This is a genomic window from Hymenobacter segetis, assembly GCF_038448715.1.
GTDB lineage: Bacteria > Bacteroidota > Bacteroidia > Cytophagales > Hymenobacteraceae > Hymenobacter > Hymenobacter segetis.
Genome location: NZ_JBCEVZ010000029.1, coordinates 1 through 18447, shown reverse-complemented (window position 1 = coordinate 18447; position 18447 = coordinate 1). Strand labels below are relative to the sequence as shown.

Sequence of the window (18447 nt, the reverse complement as noted above, 5' to 3'; positions counted from 1 at the left end):
TAAGCGTAGATTTTTCCTCATTGCTTCCCGCCCCACGATTTACTCACGCTCAAATGCTGGCTGAAACCCAGCGCCTGCTGAAACGCCGCCGCGTAGTCAATCTGAAACGCGCCGGCCAGCACGCCAATGCCCGCGCTGGCCTGCTCGGTGAGCGAGGCCAGACCCAGGCGGGCGGCCAGTACCGGCACCGGCCGGTATTCCAGGCCCACCTTGAAATTGGCGGCGCGCTCCACGTCCTTTTCGGTTTCCACCAACAGCAGCACCTGGCTGCCGGGACGGTAGGCGAGGCCGGCTTTGAGGATAGTGGGCACCCGCTCGTCCTGGTAGCTGGCCAGCTTGGTCTGGCCAAGGTTGTAGAGCGAAGCCCCGAAGCTGAGCCGGCGGGGCACTATTTCAATCTGGCCGCCCAGCGTGCCCAGCACCACGCGCCGGCTGCCCAGCCCCTCGATACTCACTTGCAGCATATCGGCCCGCGCCCCCAGACTGATTTGGCCGAAGCGGTAGGCGTAGCCCGCGCCCACGCGGGTTTCATTGTATAGCACCCCACCGAAGCGCTGGACTTCCAAGGCCACCACACCATTGCGCGCCCAGGTGGGCGCAACTGCGGGGCTCAGCGACGGCGCGGCGCCCTCGGCCCCTTGCATCACGCCGCCCGCGTCGGGAGCGGTGGTGCGGCCCAGGGGCAGGGCCACCGTGAGCGCGCCCACGTTCAGGGCCGAGCTGAAATAGCGGTTTTCAGCGTAGAAGCCCACGCTGGGCCGTTGGATTTCGCTGATGCCGGCCACGTTGTTGCCCATGCTCCATACCTCGCCGGAAAGGGCCACCGAGGCGTTGCTGAGCGCGGCGGCGCGGGCCCCGCGCACGCCTGGGCCGTTGCCCTGCGCCCGCACCGAAGCCACCGGCCACAGAGCCGAGACAACAACAAGAAAACAGAAAGTAGAAATATATTTAGGTAAACCGTGTTTCATAACGGTAAGGTAGCAACTTGGCTGCGATTGGCTCAATTCGACCCGAAATTATTTTGCCGGCCCAAGCGGTTAAGCATTCCGGCACCGCTGCCGAACTTGCCGTCCCATGCCCCGCTCCTTCTCTGCCGCGCCCCGCCGCGAAACCATTGCTTACCGAAATCAATCCCTCAGCTACACGCTTGTGTTCCGGTCGCGGCGCACCATCGGCTTCGCCGTGCGGCCCGATGGCAGCGTGCACATCAGCGCCCCGGCCGGCACTTCGCCCGAATGGGTGGCCCAGCAGGTGCTGAAAAAAGCCGACTGGATTATCAAGCACCAGGAAGCGTTTGCCAACCGGCCCGCGCCCGCTCCCACCCGGCATTTTGAGGCCGGCAGCCCGCATTATTACCAAGGCCAGCCCTATCAATTGCGCTTCGCCGAAGCCCGCCGGGCGACTGTGACGGTGGAAGGCGATGAGTTAATAATCGCCACGCCCGCGCCCCTAACGTCGGCCCAAACCGAAGCCCTGCTCCACACCTGGTACGCCCGCCAGGCCGGGCCGCTTTTCGCCGAAGCACTGGTGCGGGTGTGGCCGCGCTTCACCGAATTCAATCTCATGCGCCCTACCCTATCCGTGCGCCAGATGCAGACGCGCTGGGGCAGCTGCACGCCGCGCTCGGCCCGCATCCGCCTCTCGCCGGAGCTGGTGCGCGCCCGCCCCGAGTGCCTCGACTACGTGCTGCTACACGAGTGCTGCCACCTGCTAGTAGGCGACCACTCCAAGGCCTTTTATGACCTGCAAACCCGGCTGCTGCCCGACTGGGAACGGTGGAAGCAGGAGCTGAATGCGCTGCCGAAGTAGCTGCTGTTTTCATATTCGCTATGCTGTCCCGCTTCTTCCGCGCCCTTTTTCTCGGCCTCGTCTGGTTCTACCAGCGCTTCATTTCGCCGCTCACCGCGCCGAGCTGCCGCTATGCGCCCACATGCTCGGTATATGCGGTGCAGGCCATCAACAAGTATGGGCCGTGGCGGGGCGGGTGGCTGGCGTTGCGGCGCATTGCCAGCTGCCACCCCTGGGGCGGCCACGGCTACGACCCCGTACCCTAAACCGCGGCCTGCGTATAGGTAAGCTCACCAGTTGCTTTACGTTAATGCGCTTTATTCCCCTTGTGCCGGCCGCGTTGGTCCTGATGCTCACCGCAGCCTGCTCGCAGGCTCAACCCGATAAAACCACCGATTCGCCGACATCCGCGGGGGTTGATATGCCTAAAGGCGGCGACCGCCGCAAGGATAAAAACGCGGCGGCTGAAATCGCAGGCCTCAGCAAAGTCGGCTCACTCAAGGGCAAAGTGCCCGAAAGCTCGGGCCTGGCCCCCGCCCCGGAAAGCGGCAACTATTTCAGCTTCGGCGACGACGGCAACTCGCCCACGCTCTACGAAATCAGCGGCTCGGGCCAGCTCATCCGCACCATCGACGTGCCGGCCACCAATACCGACTGGGAAAGCCTGAGCCGCGACGGCAGCGGCAACTACTACATCGGCGACTGCGGCAACAACGAAAGCACGCGCCGCAACCTCAAAATCTTCAAGTTCCGGCCCGACAGCCCCAAATCCGTCGGCACCATCGCCTTCACATATTCCGACCAGCGCGAGTTTCCGCCCAAGAAAAAGCAGCGCAACTTCGACTGCGAAGCCAGCCTCTGGCACGATGGCCAGGTATACCTCTTCACCAAAGACCGGGGCCAGGACCGCGCCAGCAACGTGTACACCGTGCCCGACCAACCCGGCACCTACACCGCCAAGAAGGTAACATCGCTAGCCATTCCGGGTCAAGTGACCGATGCCGCCCTCCGTGCCGACGGCCACCGCCTGGTGTTGCTGGGCCGCGGCGAGCTGTTCATTCTCGATGGAAATTCCTGGGCTGAAATCCTGAAAGCCACGCCCCGCCAGATTTCTCTCGCCGGGGCCGGCCAGACGGAAGGCGCGGTTTTCAAGGACGACAGTACGTTGCTAATCAGCACTGAGAAAGGCGATTTATACGAGTACAAGCTGCCGTAAGCACACACGGAGCTTCACGAAATAAAGAGAGGTTTCGCAAGGACGGGCAATGTGCTAGTCCCTGCGAAACCTCTCTTTACTTTGTCAGAATCTAACCCGAGCTACGCGCGCGGCTGGTCCAGGCCGGACGTGGGCTGCGAGTCGCCCTCCTTGCCCAGGTCACGCGGAGCGTAGCCGTAGGGGTTTTCCGGGTCCTTGCCGGCACGCCACAGCACCCAGATACCGATAAAAATCAGCGGAATGCTCAGCAGCTGGCCTTGGTTGAACAGGTGACCGTTTTCAAACGCCACTTGGTTTTCCTTCAGATATTCGCCCAGAAAGCGCTGCGTAAACAGCAGCACCACGAATAGCCCAAATAGCTGCCCGCGCGGCGTGCGCTCCTTCGTGCGGTTCCACATCGAGTAGAGCAGGGCCAGCAGGAAAATGCAGAACAGTGCCTCGTAAATCTGGGTGGGGTGGCGCGGCACGGCCATAGGCGCCTCGGGAGCGACGGCCGTGCCTTCGGGCAGCAGGCGGTAGCTGGTAGTGCCGTCCTGGAAGCGCACGGGCTCGGCGGCTACCTGCACGGCCCCGGCGGGCAGCGGGCGCGTCACGGGCAGCAGATGGTCCACGTCGCGCGGGAAGGTGAAGGCCCACGGCGCGCTGCTGGGCTTGCCCACGATTTCGGAGTTCATCAGATTGCCGGTGCGGATGCACGCCCCGCCCAGCGCCACCACAATCACAATCCGGTCGAGCACCCACAGGTAATCGAACTTGTTGTTGCGGGCAAACAGCCAGCAGGCGAACAGGATGCCAATGGTCGCACCGTGGCTGGCCAAGCCGCCCTGCCAGATTTTAAACACGACCATCGGGTCGGCTTTCAGAGCATCGAAATCATAAAAAAGCATGTGCCCTAGCCGCGCCCCCACGATGGTGCCGATGAGCATGTAAATCGTAATCACATCGACCCACTGCGGCGACACCCGCTCCGAGCGGTAGATGTGCGTGAGAATGAACGTGCCCACCACGAAGGGCAGCATGAAAAACAACCCGTACCAGCGCAGCGTGACCGGCCCGAGGTGAGCAATAATGGGGTTGACGTTCCAAAGAATGGCGTCGAGAGAAGGAAACATGCGGGCGAAAATGAAATAGAAGGTCAAAGGTACTCAGCCCCCGGCTTGGCACCGGGCAGCAAAAAACGGAAGTCGATGCAATGGCCGCGGCAGCGTAATCAGCGCGGGGCGGGTGCGCTGGCCGCCACCGTCGCGCCCCCCGCCGACGCGATAGCCGCGTCGTCGCCGCCCAGAAGCAGCACCAGGGCCCCGAGCAGCAGGGCATAGGCGGGCCGGCGTATCCAGCCCGGCCGCCAGGCTGGGGGGGGTGCGGTAGCCAGCCGGGCCTGCACGCGGGTGTAGAAAAAGGGCCGGTGCTGCGCCAGTGGCTGGGTGCGCAGCTGCGCCATCAGGTCTTCCCATTCTTGGTCAGTACCGGGGCGGGCATCGGAATTAGACATGGCGAAAAGACGGTTGAATGTGTTTGCGAAGGGTTTGCCGGGCGCGGAACAACAGCGATTCGACGGCGGCCACGGTGGTACCGAGCACGGCCGCAATCTCCTCGTAGCTCAGCTCCTGCTCGTGGCGTAGTGTGAAGGCCACCTGTTGCTGGTCGGGCAGCCGGGCGATGTGGGCCATCAGCAACTGGAGCTGTTGCCGGCCTTCGAGCAGCGTGAGCGGGTGGGCGTGGTCGGGTGGCTCGTGTAGCACCTCATTGCCGAAGCCCAGCAGGCTGGTGAAAAAGGCGAAGCGCTTTTTGGCCTGCGCCCGGCGGCGGTTTTTCAGGGCCCGGGACGTAGCCAGGCGATAGAGCCAAGTGCTCAGCGCCGCCTCGCCCCGAAACCGTCCGATGGTTTGATACACCTCCACAAAAACCTCCTGGGCCACGTCCTCCGCTTCTTCCGCGTTGCGCAGCAGCGAAAGCGCGGTGCGGTAAACGCGGTTCTGATAACGGTCGACTAGGGTCCGAAAGGCAACTTCGCTTCCACTTTGCAACTGCTCGATAAGTTCGGCATCCGCATCAATTACCGGCGCAACCACTTCGGCGCAAGCCGATGATTCAGGAGTCGAAAACAGTGGAATAGCACAAGTCACAGGCTCCGGCACTAAATGTTGGCAAGATGTCTTCGCAGCTTCCGCAGCGGCTAAGTGCCGCGCTTGAAGAAGTTACACAGCGTTAGGACCACTCAACGCGGAAAACTTGCGCCATTCACGACACATTTCAGCCAATTTACTGACCATCAATATATAATACACAGTCATTTACATTCTGCGGCTTTCTCCGCTGGCCAACATATGAGCACGCGCTACAGCGCCGCCAGCTCCTCACTGAACCCGCCACTGAGAATCGGAAACCGCAGCCAGGAGCGTGGGTCCACGTTATAATCATCGAGGTGAAACGAGGGCGCGTACCGCTCCCGCTTCCACTGGTTGCGACTCCAGAGGCTGTAGAAGCGGCGCACGAAGGCTTTCAACTGCTCGTGGTCGAAGCCGGTGGCCTCGCCATCCAGCGCGGCCAACACCTGGCGCGGGCTGAGGCGGTCGTAGAAGGCCAGCCGTTCGATGCGGTTTAGCAGGACGTAGGGCATGAGGTCGCGCTCGTCGGTCTGCTTATCGGCTAGGGGGCGCAGCTCGGCGGTGGGCTGCAGGGCGTTGACGTGGCGCAGGGCCGGGTAGCCCAACTCAGTTTCGGCCCAGCGCAGCCACTTTTTTACAAAGTCCTTGTCTACGCCCGCGATAGGCGAGATGCTGCCGGCCGTATCGCCGTCCATAGTACAGTATCCCACGCTGGCCTCCGAGCGGTTGGAAGTGGTGATGAGCAGACAGTTTTGCACGTTGGCCAGCAGCCAGATGCCGGGAGCCCGCACCCGCGCCTGAATGTTTTGTAAGGCTAAATCATCGGTTTGCCAGGTTAAATCGCGGCCAAGCGCCCCTTGAATTTTGCCCACGTAGCCAGCTACTTCCTCATCAATTTCCCAGTTAAAAAACCGCGCCCCGATGCTATCGGCCAAATCCTTAGCCGAGTTGAAGGTGTCATCAGAAGAATTTACGGTGCCTTGGTAAGCGCACGTCAGCAGTTGCCGCACCAGCTGCTGATTGGTGCTTAAGTTACTTTGAGCTTCCGGCGTTTCCACAACCTGAGCCGCGCTGCCGCCCGCTCCGGCCTGTTGCACCACCGTTTCGCTCGCCGCCGGGAAGCAGCCGCTGCGCCGCTTGAACTCATCCAGACCCAACTCTTCCACACCCAGGCGCACCATTTCGGCCACGCCCACGGCGCAAAAGCACGAGTCCGCCCCGCCGCTCAAGCTCAGCACGAAGCCCCGGCTGCGCGCCTTGCGCAGGTAGTCGAACAGTGCCAGGCTCATGGCCTGGTTCAGCTCCTTATACTCATCAGGCGCAGGCAGCGGCACGATTTCGGCCGCCGGCTCCGGCTTGGTCGTGAAGTCCACGTCCACCCATTCCAAATCCACTTCTTTGAAGCTCAGCAGCTGGTTGCGCTTCAATAAATGCCCATTGCGGGCCACCAGAATTTCACCGTCGAAGATGATGCGGCCGGCCTCATTCCCCAGCAAATTGGCGTACAGATACGTGCAATCAAACGTGCGCGAGGCCTTCATCACCAGCTGGTAGCGCACATCGGTCTTGCTCATCGCAAAGTGGCTGGCCGACGGATTCACAATCAAATCCACCTTGCCCATCAGCCGGCACGCTGGCCGCACATTATCCGCCCGCCAGGCATCTTCGCAAATCTCGAAGCCAAAGCGCACGCCCTGGTGCTCAAAAACGAGGTCGCCCAACGGCCACGTCTCCCCTTCCCAGCTCACGGTGCCGGTTTCGCCCGCCACCCACGGCGCAAAAAACCGCGTTTCGTAATGCACGCCATCATTGGCCAGAAACTGCTTGGCCGCGAAGCCCAGAATATGGCCGTCGCGCAGCACCGCCGCCGTGTTGTAGGTGCGGCCCGGCAGGCGCACCGGTAGGCCTACCACCACGCAAATTCCGTGCGTCCATTCGCGCACCTTTTGTAGGTGGGCCAGCGCCGCCTCGGGCATCCAGTCGCTCAGAAACAGGTCCTCGCAGCCGTAGCCAGTCAGGCACAGCTCGGGCAGGCACAGCAGCTCCACGCCCGCGCTTTTGGCCTGCTCAATGGCTGTTTGGATATTCCGCAGGTTGTTATTCCAGTCAATAGGAATCTGGTTGAGGGCAGCTCCGGCGATACGCATGGGGTTCCGATTTAAGTGCGTGGATACAATGTAAAAGCCGCAGAGCGGCGACATGTTGGTAGAAATCGACGAATATCAAACGGAAAAAGCCCCAGCGGGGCGACACTCGTTGTGCGAGTGTCGCCCCGCTGGGGCTTTTTTGATTTCAGGAGAGCAATTAACTACCAATATGCCGCCCCGCTGGGGCTAGTCAACGAGTGAAACGATTGAAGCGTTAAGCCACGCCCAACTCCGTCAGCGCCCGCTCAGCCGCCAGCTGCTCCGCCTGCTTCTTGCTCAGGCCCATGCCGGTGGCGATGATTTCCTCATCCAGCAGCACGTTAGCCGTGAACTCCATCATACCGCCCGGCCGGGCCTCGCCCGTGATGTCGTACCGCAGGACCTTGCCCTGGCGCTGCGCCCATTCCACCAGCTTGCTCTTGAAGTTGGCAGTGGTGGTAGTGAGCGTGTGCACGTCCACAAAGCCCTTCACGAGGCGCGTGAGGATGAATTTCCGGGCCGCTTTATAGCCCAAATCCAGGTACACCGCCCCCACCAGCGCCTCCAGCGCGTTGCCGTTCACGGAGCGCGAGCGGGCGGCGCGGCCCTGCGCGGCATCCAGCTGCACCAGTCCGTCGAGGCCCAGTTTGAGGGCGATGCCGTTCAGGCTTTCGCGGTTCACGATGCGCGAGCGCACCTCCGTCAGGAAGCCCTCCTGCTCGTAGGGGTACTTTTTGAACAGGTATTCGGCCACCACCGTGCCCAGCACGGCATCGCCGAGAAACTCTAGCCGCTCATTGGTCTGGTGCTTGCCAATAGCGGGCTGCTGCCGCACCGCCGATGAGTGCGTGAACGCCAGTCGGTAGAGCCGGGCATTCTTGGGCGTCTGGCCCGTCACGGTGGCTACCGCCTGCCGAAACGCTTTATCAGAAGCAAAAAAACGGGAAACGAAACCGAGCAAAGGGAAGGATTTTAAAGATTCGGCAGAAAAGAAAGCCCAAAAAAGAACGTCATGCTGAGCGTAGCCGAAGCATCTCTACCGCAATACTAAATCAAACAGCATGATTAGTTGCAAGGTAAAGATGCTTCGACTGCGCTCAGCATGACGTTCGGAAAACTGTTCGCTGACAACGTCAACCTACAGCTTGCGGAAAATCACCGACGTATTGTGACCGCCGAAGCCAAACGTGTTGCTCATAGCCACGCGCACCTCGCGGGGCTGCGCCACGTTCGGTGTGAAGTTCAGCGCCTGGTTAATTTCCGGGTCGGGCGTGTGCAGGTTGATGGTGGGGGGCACCAGGCTGTTTTGCATGGCTAGCAGGCAGGCCACGGCCTCGATGCCGCCGGCACCGCCCAGCAGGTGGCCGGTCATGCTTTTGGTCGAGGAAATGTTCAGCTTCTCGGCGTGCTCGCCAAAAACCTGCTCAATGGCCTTGATTTCAGCGCCATCGCCCAAGGGCGTGCTGGTGCCGTGGGTGTTGATGTAGTCCACGTCGGTGGTGGTGATGCCGGCATCGCGCAGGGCATTTTTCATCACCAGCACCACGCCACTGCCGCTGGGGTCGGGCGCGGTGATGTGGTAGGCGTCCGACGACATACCGCCACCAATCAGCTCGGCGTACATTTTGGCACCGCGCGCTTTGGCGTGCTCGTACTCTTCGAGCACCAGCGCGCCGGCCCCTTCGCCTAGCACAAAGCCGTCGCGGTCCTTATCGTAAGGCCGCGAGGCCGAAGCCGGGTCGTCGTTACGCTCGCTCATGGCCTTGAGGGCGTTGAAGCCGCCCACGCCCGATTCGGTGATGGCCGCTTCGGAACCGCCAGTAATCACGGCATCGGCGAGGCCGAGGCGGATGTTGTTGAAGGCCGCAATGATGGCGTCGTTCGACGAGGCGCAGGCCGACGTGGTCACGAAATTCGGCCCACGGAAGCCGTTTTTGATGCTGATGTTGCCCGACGAGGAGTCGGCAATCATGCGCGGGATGAAGAAGGGCGAGTAACGGGGCGTCCCGTCGCCGCGCTCAAACTGGAAGCATTCTTCCTGCAATGATTTCAGGCCGCCGATGCCGGAGCCCCAAATCACGCCCACGCGGTCCTTGTCAACGCCGCTTTCCAGCAGGCCCGAGTCAGCGATGGCCTCATCGGCCGCCACCACGGCGAACTGCGTGAACAGGTCCATTTTGCGGTGCTCCTTGCGGTCGAAGAAATTGTCGGCTTCGTAGCCTTTCACTTCGCAGGCGAAGCGGGTTTTGAACTTGGTGGGGTCGAAGCGCGTGATGGTGGCCGCGCCGCTGGCGCCCGTGCGCAGGCCTTCCCAGTAAGCCGGGGCAGTATTGCCCAGCGGTGTGATGGCTCCAAGGCCGGTAACGACAACCCGTCGGATGGACGACATAAGTCAGGCGCCAGAGGCGCGAAAGGTGAAGCGGGATTAAACAGCAAAACCGGCCGGCGGCTAGCCGGCCGGTATGCGCAGAACTTAGGTATTCATTCCAGGCAAAACGCGGAAATCGGGTAAAGATTATTTACGCAAATTGCTCGTATTGCTCAGAATGAGGGAAAACTACTTAGCGTGCTCTTCGAGGTAGCTGATGGCCTGGCCCACGGTACCGATGTTCTCGGCCTGGTCGTCGGGGATGCTCACGTTGAATTCCTTTTCGAACTCCATAATCAGCTCGACGGTATCCAGCGAGTCGGCACCCAGGTCGTTGGTGAAGCTTGCCTCGGGGGTAACCTCGGAGGCTTCAACGCCCAGTTTATCAATAATAATGGCCTTTACTTTTTCTGCGATTTCAGACATTTCCGTGGGGGTTTAGGGAAAACTACGGCACAAAGTAACGAGAGATTTTCCAACTAACCCACGGCCGCGCTTCTGAAATGCGGGTACAACATTATGGCGACGGCCCGTTGTGGGCCGTAGCTTTGCCGCTTCCCGCCCGCGGGTGCCCCTTTTGTGGCCGCTATGAAAACTTTCACCCTGGATGTTGACTACGAGTGCGACTTCGCCCTGTTCGGGCTGGTGAGCAGCACCCGCGACTATACCCTGGCCTGGACGCTGAACCGCGCCCTGCGCCTGCGCCTCGTCAAACAGCCCGAATTGCTGCTGAATCTCTTCAGCCAAGGCCGGCTGTTATTTACGAACTATTTATACACCACCGAGAGCCTCACGCTGCGGCTGCTGCGCAACCGCTCCATCGCCCCGTCCAGCCTCAAAAAGCCCTACCTGGCCCCCGATATCAAGGAATACGACTACCTGCTGGCCGTGACCAACGGCAGCGGCCACCTCGCCGACGATGAGCTGCTCCAGCGCCTCACCGCGCTCGATGCCGTGCAGTACGCCTGCCAGTTCGACCCGAATTCGCTCAAGTATAAGGAGAACTTGATAATGTGATTGCCGGGCTGGCGCAGCGCGGCGCTTTGCATTACCGGAATAAACCAAAGCGCCAGCACGCTCAACAAGGCGACAAACAAACGTTTGCCCCGAAAAACTCCTGCTAAGTACGGCGGCGAACGGTAGGGTTTTCGGTTAAATTAAACGACTTTTGCGGTGACGGGTGCCGTCGCCAGCCCCGCCAAAGGCCCAAGCTTGCGCGCCGCGCCAGCGTCCCCTTCTGCTTTAAGGAGGGGAGTTTTTTTGTTCCGACATTTCATCCCAACGCATGGAAACCCCCAATTCATTTAACAAAACCAAAATCGTGGCCACCGTCGGCCCCGCTTCCAATACGTATGAGCGCCTCGGCATTCTCATGCGCGAAGGCGTGGACGTGTTCCGGCTCAACTTCTCGCACGGCGCTTACGAGGAGCACCTGTCGGTTATCAACACGGTGCGGCGGCTGAACAAGGACATGCGGACGTCGGTGGGCTTGTTGCAGGATTTGCAGGGACCGAAAATTCGCTTGGGTGAGGTAGAAGGCGGCGGCGTGGAAATCAAGGCCGGGGATAAAATCAAGCTGGTGTGCGGCGAGAAGGAAATCAGCACCGCCACACGCCTGAGCACTATTTACCTGGGCCTGGCCCGCGACGTGAAAGCGGGCGACCAGATTCTGATTGACGACGGCAAAATCGAACTGAAAGTGCTGGCCACCGACCGCGACAAGGAAGTGGACGTGGAAGTGGTTTACGGCGGCTTGGTGAAGCCCCGCAAAGGCATCAACCTGCCCGACTCGGAAGTTTCGGCCCCGTCGATGACGGAAAAGGACATCGAAGACCTGAAATTCGGCCTGGAGCACGACGTGGACTGGGTGGCGCTGAGCTTTGCCCGCAAAGCCGACGACATTCGCTTCATCAAAAAGCTGATTGCCGACGCCGGCAAAACCACGCGCGTGGTAGCCAAGATTGAAACGCCCGACGGCCTGCGCAACATCGACGAAATCATCGCCATCACCGATGCCGTGATGGTGGCCCGCGGCGACCTCGGCGTGGAAGTGAAGATGGAAGAGGTGCCGATGGCCCAGAAGATGATTATTGCCAAGTGCAATGCGGCCGGCAAGCCCGTCATCGTAGCTACTCAGATGATGGAGTCGATGATTACGGCTCCCCGCCCCACCCGCGCCGAAACCAGCGACGTGGCCAACGCCGTGCTCGACGGGGCCGATGCCGTGATGCTCTCGGCCGAAACCGCCGTGGGCGCCTACCCCGCCGAGGTCATTCGCTCGATGGTGGGCACCATCCTGAGCGTGGAAAGCCGCAGCCCGCAGCTGTTCCACAAGTGGTGGCCCGTCGACCCCAAAGGCACCAACTTCATGGCCGATAGTATCCTGTCGGCCTCGTGCCACTTGGCCAAAAACACCGGGGCCAAAGCCATTACCGGCATGACGCACCGCGGCTACACGGCCTTCCAACTGGCCAAGTACCGCCCCAAAGCCAACATCTTCATCTTCACCGACAACCGCCCCCTGCTCACGGCCCTGAGCCTGGTGTGGGGCGTGCGCGGCTTCTACTACGACCGCCTCGTGAGCACCGACAGCACCGTGGCCGACATCCGCTACGTCCTCACCACCACCGGCCACCTGGAGGCCGGCGACGTGTACATCACCACCGGCTCGATGCCCATCCAGGACAAAGGCAAAGCCAATATGGTGAAGGTGAGCATCGCCTAAATCATACCGCCGGCCAGTTGGCCGGATACGAAAAGAGCCCGCTGCGAAAGTAGCGGGCTCTTTTTTTGTGGTGATAATCGGGCTATTCGTGGGTCAGCTTCCAGGTGGCACTAGCGCCATCGGGGCCGGTGAGGTGCAGCAGGTAGAGGCCGGCGGGCTGCCCGGCCAGCGGCACGGCCACGGCCGTTTGGCCAACGGGTACGGGCGCGCGCCATACGGCGCGGCCCAGCGCGTCGGTGAGGCGCAACGTGGTGCCGGGGCGGGCCGGCATGGCCAGCGTGAGCGTGGCGGCTTCGGTAGCAGGGTTGGGGTGCAGCGTGGCGATGGCGGCGGCCTGGGCGGCGCGGGTGGGCAGCAGGTTTACGAAGCTGGAAGGGCTGCCGCAGGTGGTGGTAGTGCCGTTCCGGGTGCGGCGATAGTAGGTGATTGCAGTACTTCTGCTTCTTATAGCCCCCAAACCAAGGTCTGGTGAAAAACATACCAAGGGGTCAATGTCGGGAAGCCGCCCAAAGGTATTGTCATTAGCTCCATACGTAAAAAGCTGGTCGTACACTATCTGTTGGCTTCCGGTGCACCCGCTTCCCCCGGGCTGTATCTGAACAATTCCACGGCTCAGGAAAACACCACCACTGCTCATGCGGTACTCTCCTGTCAGCATGGGAGTGTCTGTAAACTGCCTTGATTTACCCGTACTCAGCGAAAAGGCCCAGCGGTAGGTTGCGATGCCACTGTAATAAGTACCTGGAGTGGCAGAGCAACCGGGAGCTCCAACACTAAGATTTTCCGTTCGGGTTTGCTCCTGAAACGTGTAAATGAGCGAATCACCCACTTGGCTGCGTGCCGAAAACCGGCGCAGGCTACGTACTTGTGAGCATTCGAAGGGTGTGATGATAATAGGAAAAGCCTGATAGCCTATTTCGTCGCCCGGCTGCAAATCAAACAAGCGCAGAGGGCTGTAGGGCGATTGCGCCACCGTAGCGGGCAGCTGCGTCGCCACCCATTGTCGCGGGCTGCCGTTGAGAGTCAACCATTGCGGTCCTTCTATCAGCCCGTAATTCTGGCTTAGCCGTATCACCGGCCCCGTACTCAGGGTTATGGTGGCCACCATATCAGATTGGCCATTGACCGTTTGCAAGCCCCGGCTGGTCAGCGTAGCAGTAATATTTGATGCCGCATTGGCCACCCAAGTGCTGGCCACGGCAGCCTGCGGGCGCAATAGCAGCGACGTAGCCGATTGCGCAGTTCCTTCCGTCACGGTTTCCAGGGTGTATTCCGTGGAGCCCGGCTGCCAGCGCAGGCGCTGACCAAACAAGTTGTTGCGACTCTTGCGGAATCGGCCGTAAAGTCCTTCTGCGGGTACCTGGCCCGTCGTTTCGCGCAGCACCCGGTTGAATGCCCAAGCCGAGTCGCCCGTAGCTGTTACATAAGCAGAGTCGAGCCGCAAGGTGTAAATACCAACCGTAGTATAGGGGCCGGTGCTGGTACTGCCCGGCACTTCATACGTGTAAATCAGTCCCGGCCGAAACGGCCGCCATGCCTGCTGCGCACTGGTACCTAAGGCAATAAACGAGAACAGCGCGGCCAGTAAAGGCCGCGCCCAGGGGTAGGCGTGTTTCATGGTGCGGGGGGGGTAGTTGATGTGGAATACTGCCCGTAAGGTAAGCATTCGGTACTTACTCCCGAATAAAACTATGTTACTCCACCAAAAAACCTGTTTACACGCAAAAAGCCCTGCTCAAGATTGAGCAGGGCTTTTTGTAAGGAGCGCGAGACCAGACCTTGGGGCGGCGCAGTCTGGCCTCGCTAGGCTCGTCTCGCACTAAAGCGCGTTGACGAGCTTTGTCAGCTTGCTTTTGTTGTTAGCAGCTTTGTTCTTGTGGATGATGTTCTTCTTGGCCAGACGGTCCAGCATAGAAGTCACCTTCTTCAGCAGCTCCTGAGCGGCCGTTTTGTCGGTCGTCGTACGGAGCTTTTTGATAGCCGTGCGGGTGGATTTGTGCTGGTAACGGTTCAACACGCGCTTGGCTTCGTTGCTGCGGATGCGTTTGAGGGCCGACTTATGGTTTGCCATGAGCAGGAAATATATAAGAGCGTTATGCTTGAGTTCTGTGTTTGGGAGGGCAAAGGTACGAATCCGCCCGACAAATTCAAACCCTGCCGCCAAAAATCTTGAGGCAAAGCTTATTCTATTCCATTTCTATTCCATAGCACTGCGCAAAATCACCACTAAATCCGTCTATGCTCATTCCAAATTCACTTTAGAGCATCTAAATTAGTATGCATGCCGATTAGGTGAGAACTTTACCAGCCCCTTCTCCCACTCAGCGCGCCCTGCCACTTCCTAGCCCCTACGTGCCATGCCGCTCGTCGCAGAATCCCACTATCAGGCGCCGTTTTACCTGTTCAACGGCCATTTGCAGACCATTGTGCCCAGCCTCTGGCGCACCGTGCCCGACGTGGCCTACCAGCGCGAGCGCCTGGAGCTGCCCGACGGCGACTTCCTGAACCTGGACTGGAGCCGCCTGCCCGAAAACCGGCCTACCAACGGCCTCGCCATCGTATCGCACGGCCTCGAAGGCGATGCTTCACGGCCCTACGTGCGGGGCATGGTGCGCGCCCTCAACCGCGCCGGCCTCGACGCGCTGGCGTGGAACTACCGCAGCTGCGGCGGCGAGATGAACCGCCTGCTCCGCTCCTACCACCTCGGCGACACGGAGGACTTGGACCTGGTGCTGCGTCATGCGCTGGCTTCCGGCCGCTACCAGCGGGCCTACCTGCTGGGCTTCTCGGCGGGTGGAAACGTGACGTTGAAGTACCTGGGCGAGGACGCGGACCGCGTACCGGCCGAAGTGCAGCGGGCGGCGGTGTTCTCGGTGCCAACGGATTTAAAAGCCAGCTCGGTACACATCGGCCGGCTGCAGAACCAGGTTTATATGCGCCGCTTTTTGAAGACGCTGCGCCAGAAAATTCGTGACAAAGCCGCTCTCATGCCTGGCCAGGTCGATTTGGAAGGCCTGGAGGAACTGAGCAACTTCCCGCAGTTTGATGACAAATACACCGCGCCCATGCACGGGTTTGATTCGGCTGAAGCCTACTACCAATATGCCAGCTCCGGCCGCTACCTCAGCGGCATTCGGGTGCCCACGCTGCTGGTGAATGCCCAGAACGACCCGTTTCTACCGGCTTCCTGCTACCCGTGGGAGACGGCGGCTGATTCGCCCTTTGTGTTCCTCGAAACACCGCCGGAGGGTGGGCACGTCGGCTTTGCGGAGAGTAGCGGGGACTATTATTCGGAACGCCGGGCGGTGGAATTTCTGACAGCGGAAGTGCCCGGCTAGCGAAACATTAAGAGCATAAGTGAGGTGAGAAATACCTGAAAGCAGGTATTGCAAGCGCTGACAGGCAAATCTAGTTTTGTTGGTCATGGCTTGATGCAGCTGCTAAGAAGCAAGCTGCATTCGCCGCCGCATTATTCATCCGCTTATGCCTAAACTATTCCGCCTCCTTGTATTACTGCTGCCCGCTTTTTTCCTGACAATTTCGGGCTGCAAAAAGGAAGAAGAAAAACCGGGTGCCGACCAAACCCAGACCATTACGCTTAATAAAAGCTCGGTGACTCCCGGCGAGGCGGTGATTCTTGAAGCTGCTGCTGATTTAGACGGCAGCGACTGGCAGATAAAAGTGGGCGGCGAAACGGTGCGGCTGACGAAGATTGACGCCCGACAGGCTGTTTTCCTGGTGCCCGTGCTGCCCTCCGGGCCACTCCCGCTCGACCTTTCGGCGCTACATGCGAAATCGTCGCCGACGCTGACGATGGGCAATTACATGCCCATCAAGGATGCCGACCAGGCCTTGACCGATTTCAATACCCAACTAACCAACGCCATCAACCACCTAGCCGAGCTAAGCCGTGACAGCATAGCCCCGGTAGAGGCGCAGGATGTGGCTTCTATGCGCAGCCTGCAACAAACGTTTGGCACCATGCGAAGCAGCCTTTCGGCCAGCGACAAACTGGCGGCGGCTTATGTGCTGCGCAACCTGCCCATGGATTTGGTAAATTTCCGGACCGTGCCGCGCCGGCCGGCTGGCGGCACCGCTACTACCGCCACCGCCGACCCCGGCGCAGATTTTGAGGCCATCGGCTTAGCCTTCGTCAGTAGTGCCATCAAGACGACGGCCTGTGTTGGCACATTTGCGCTATTGGTTGGTACGCCCGACCCCACATTCGTAACCAAGATTTTGGCGGTGGGCGCGGCGACGGCGGGCATTCTGCAGCTCACGCAGTCGCTGAAGCTGCTCAAGCAGCTGGGCGAAAATTACTCGTTGGTGCACAGCTTTGAATTGAACAATGCCCAAGGCTTTTCGTGGACGGCGGGCAATACTTTTACCTGTGATGCCGTGACCGTGGGCCGGGCCCTGATGACGAGCGACGCCTCGGGCTCGGCGTTTATGCAGGGCGTTTTCTCGGCGCAGTCGAAGCTACAAAATGTTCAGAATCGGTTTATTAATGGCTTTAACCTAGTGCGGGCGTGGTTTGGGAACGCGCAGCCGGTGAGTGCGTTCGTGAGCCCCATCAAGCAGGCGCTGGACCGGAAATACAAGTCGATGTCGACCCGAATTTTGAAGATTCGCAACATTTCAAACTCGGCGATAAACCTGGCCGTGTCGGCAGTGGGCGAGAAGCTGGCGCTCGTAGCCAGCAGTACCACTCTCACCGGGCCCACATCCTTCAATTTCGACGCAGTGTATGAAAATGCAACGCTGGGAATCACCACGAAGCAGAACGTAACCGTGCGCTGCGACTTTACGCCGGTCGATTCGATGAGCATTTACAAAACCGCACTGCTGGGCTCCTGGACAGCACGTAGCGTGGTGCCGTACATCCGCAGCGGCACCACGGTGCTGGATAGTACTATCATCAATTACATCATCACGATAAACCCGCCCCGTGCCACCGACGGCCCCGAGGTGGCAGCGACCTACTACATGACCAACGACAACGGCCAGCCGCCCACGCTGGGCTTCGTTCCGTGCTACATCCGCAAGTTTCCCTCGGGCTACAAGCTGTCGCTACCGGCGGGTATTTCTTTTGCCAACATCTCCGGTGGTCTCATCGGTCGCATCGAAGCCACCGCCGATAATGCAACTCACCAGCGCCTGAAACTGCCTTTGCGTAGCTACACCGTGCGGGTACCTACCACCGACGGCCGCACGGCCCGGTTTGTCATGACAAAGCAATAAGCAGTGAACCAACTATTTCGCGGGCACGAAAACCACCTTCTTCGTCTCGTAGAATTCTTCGTTGTAGAAGTCGCTCAAATCCGTGACTTTGGTTTTGAGACCGGACTCGGCAATTTCCTCAGTTAAGTCGCCGCCTTTGAGGTAGTAAAGGCCGGAGCCGGGTGCCCCCTGGGGCTTGAAACGGTGGGCAATCCAGGGGTGGAAGGTGGCGAGGCGGGCCACGGCGCGGCTCACCACGAAGTCATATTTGGCGCGTACCTGCTCGGCGCGGGTTTGCTCGGCGGTCACGTTGTTCAGGCCCAGCGCGGCGGCCATGAACTGCACGGCCCGGATTTTCTTGCCAATGCTATCCACGAGGTGGAAGTGCACTTCGGGGAACATGATGGCGAGGGGCAGGCCGGGCAGGCCGCCGCCGGTGCCCACGTCGAGCACGGCGCTGCCTTTGGGGAACTGGATGACTTTGGCGATGCCCAGCGAGTGCAGCACGTGGCGCTCCGTGAAATTCTCCATGTCGGGGCGCGACACGAGGTTGATGGCTTCGTTGGTGGCGCGGAACTCGGTTTCGAGCTGCTGGAAAAGCTGGAGCTGCTGCGGAGTAAGTTCGGGGAAGTAGTGCTGCAAGAGGTTCATGGGTGCAAAGGTGCACGGTTTGGGCCGTTTCGCTCATTTCGAAGAACAAAACCAGAACGTCATGCTGAGCGCAGTCGAAGCATCTCTACCGCTTCGTTGTGGCGGAATTGATTACTACTGCGGTAGAGATGCTTCGACTGCGCTCAGCATGACCGTTCTTTTTTTATTACTCAAGCCCAAATGCACAAAAAAAGCCCCGACTTGCGCCGGGGCTTTTTTGCGATTAAATAATCTGCTTGGTGTGC

At 60.1% G+C, this 18447-nt stretch carries 18 protein-coding genes; 7 read left to right on the top strand and 11 right to left on the bottom strand.

Annotation, left to right across the window (positions count from 1 at the left end):
* Positions 1-17: 17 nt before the first annotated feature.
* Complete coding sequence (locus tag AAFH49_RS12815) at positions 18-968, bottom strand: PorV/PorQ family protein (RefSeq protein WP_342298649.1); 951 nt, start codon at positions 966-968, stop codon at positions 18-20.
* Positions 969-1074: 106 nt separating this feature from the next.
* Between AAFH49_RS12815 and AAFH49_RS12810 the strand changes: the two genes are divergently transcribed.
* The 3 genes from AAFH49_RS12810 to AAFH49_RS12800 are packed head-to-tail and all read left to right on the top strand — an operon-like array spanning position 1075 to position 3004.
* Complete coding sequence (locus AAFH49_RS12810) at positions 1075-1809, top strand: M48 family metallopeptidase (RefSeq protein WP_342298648.1); 735 nt, start codon at positions 1075-1077, stop codon at positions 1807-1809.
* 20 nt (positions 1810-1829) lie between these two features.
* Positions 1830-2054: a membrane protein insertion efficiency factor YidD gene (yidD, locus tag AAFH49_RS12805; RefSeq protein WP_198066967.1), complete on the top strand. Its 225-nt coding sequence runs from the start codon at positions 1830-1832 to the stop codon at positions 2052-2054.
* 44 nt (positions 2055-2098) lie between these two features.
* Positions 2099-3004, top strand: coding sequence for a hypothetical protein (locus AAFH49_RS12800; RefSeq protein WP_342298645.1), 906 nt, complete (start codon positions 2099-2101; stop codon positions 3002-3004).
* A gap of 101 nt (positions 3005-3105) precedes the next feature.
* Here the strand turns inward: AAFH49_RS12800 and lgt are convergent, their stop codons facing one another.
* The 7 genes from lgt to AAFH49_RS12765 form a co-directional block, all read right to left on the bottom strand.
* Positions 3106-4116, bottom strand: a complete 1011-nt coding sequence (lgt, locus tag AAFH49_RS12795) for a prolipoprotein diacylglyceryl transferase (protein WP_342298644.1) — start codon at positions 4114-4116, stop codon at positions 3106-3108.
* 98 nt (positions 4117-4214) lie between these two features.
* On the bottom strand, positions 4215-4496 hold the full coding sequence (locus AAFH49_RS12790) for a hypothetical protein (RefSeq protein WP_342298641.1): 282 nt from the start codon (positions 4494-4496) through the stop codon (positions 4215-4217).
* A complete protein-coding gene (locus AAFH49_RS12785; RefSeq protein WP_342298639.1) occupies positions 4489-5130 on the bottom strand; it encodes an RNA polymerase sigma factor in 642 nt (213 codons plus the stop codon). The genes AAFH49_RS12790 and AAFH49_RS12785 overlap by 8 nt, the downstream gene beginning before the upstream one ends.
* A 212-nt stretch (positions 5131-5342) precedes the next feature.
* Positions 5343-7259, bottom strand: a complete 1917-nt coding sequence (gene nadE / locus AAFH49_RS12780; protein WP_342298637.1) for an NAD(+) synthase — start codon at positions 7257-7259, stop codon at positions 5343-5345.
* A 214-nt stretch (positions 7260-7473) separates the two neighbouring features.
* Positions 7474-8199, bottom strand: a complete 726-nt coding sequence (rnc, locus tag AAFH49_RS12775; protein ID WP_342298634.1) for a ribonuclease III — start codon at positions 8197-8199, stop codon at positions 7474-7476.
* 177 nt (positions 8200-8376) lie between these two features.
* Complete coding sequence (gene fabF / locus AAFH49_RS12770) at positions 8377-9627, bottom strand: beta-ketoacyl-ACP synthase II (RefSeq protein WP_342298632.1); 1251 nt, start codon at positions 9625-9627, stop codon at positions 8377-8379.
* A 168-nt stretch (positions 9628-9795) separates the two neighbouring features.
* The gene (locus AAFH49_RS12765) at positions 9796-10032 is read right to left on the bottom strand and encodes an acyl carrier protein (protein WP_019948606.1); all 237 of its coding nucleotides are present in this window, start codon (positions 10030-10032) and stop codon (positions 9796-9798) included.
* A gap of 162 nt (positions 10033-10194) precedes the next feature.
* Here AAFH49_RS12765 and AAFH49_RS12760 point away from each other — a divergent pair, with 162 nt between their 5' ends.
* Together AAFH49_RS12760 and pyk are read left to right on the top strand one after the other, a co-directional pair.
* Positions 10195-10623 (top strand): IPExxxVDY family protein, encoded by a 429-nt coding sequence (locus tag AAFH49_RS12760; protein ID WP_342298616.1) that lies wholly within the window; start codon positions 10195-10197, stop codon positions 10621-10623.
* A gap of 268 nt (positions 10624-10891) precedes the next feature.
* Positions 10892-12331: a pyruvate kinase gene (gene pyk / locus AAFH49_RS12755; protein ID WP_342298614.1), complete on the top strand. Its 1440-nt coding sequence runs from the start codon at positions 10892-10894 to the stop codon at positions 12329-12331.
* An 82-nt stretch (positions 12332-12413) separates the two neighbouring features.
* Here pyk and AAFH49_RS12750 read toward each other — a convergent pair whose 3' ends face one another.
* Both AAFH49_RS12750 and rpsT read right to left on the bottom strand, forming a co-directional pair.
* Complete coding sequence (locus AAFH49_RS12750; RefSeq protein ID WP_342298613.1) at positions 12414-13949, bottom strand: hypothetical protein; 1536 nt, start codon at positions 13947-13949, stop codon at positions 12414-12416.
* 201 nt (positions 13950-14150) lie between these two features.
* Entirely contained in the window at positions 14151-14402 is a 252-nt protein-coding gene (gene rpsT, locus AAFH49_RS12745) for a 30S ribosomal protein S20 (RefSeq protein WP_168674786.1), read from the bottom strand.
* A gap of 286 nt (positions 14403-14688) precedes the next feature.
* Between rpsT and AAFH49_RS12740 the strand changes: the two genes are divergently transcribed.
* Both AAFH49_RS12740 and AAFH49_RS12735 read left to right on the top strand, forming a co-directional pair.
* Positions 14689-15669 (top strand): YheT family hydrolase, encoded by a 981-nt coding sequence (locus AAFH49_RS12740; protein ID WP_342298610.1) that lies wholly within the window; start codon positions 14689-14691, stop codon positions 15667-15669.
* A 145-nt stretch (positions 15670-15814) separates the two neighbouring features.
* Positions 15815-17572: a hypothetical protein gene (locus tag AAFH49_RS12735; protein ID WP_342298607.1), complete on the top strand. Its 1758-nt coding sequence runs from the start codon at positions 15815-15817 to the stop codon at positions 17570-17572.
* Positions 17573-17584: 12 nt separating this feature from the next.
* Here the strand turns inward: AAFH49_RS12735 and rsmG are convergent, their stop codons facing one another.
* The gene (gene rsmG / locus AAFH49_RS12730) at positions 17585-18202 is read right to left on the bottom strand and encodes a 16S rRNA (guanine(527)-N(7))-methyltransferase RsmG (RefSeq protein WP_342298606.1); all 618 of its coding nucleotides are present in this window, start codon (positions 18200-18202) and stop codon (positions 17585-17587) included.
* Between the last annotated feature and the right edge of the window lie 245 nt (positions 18203-18447).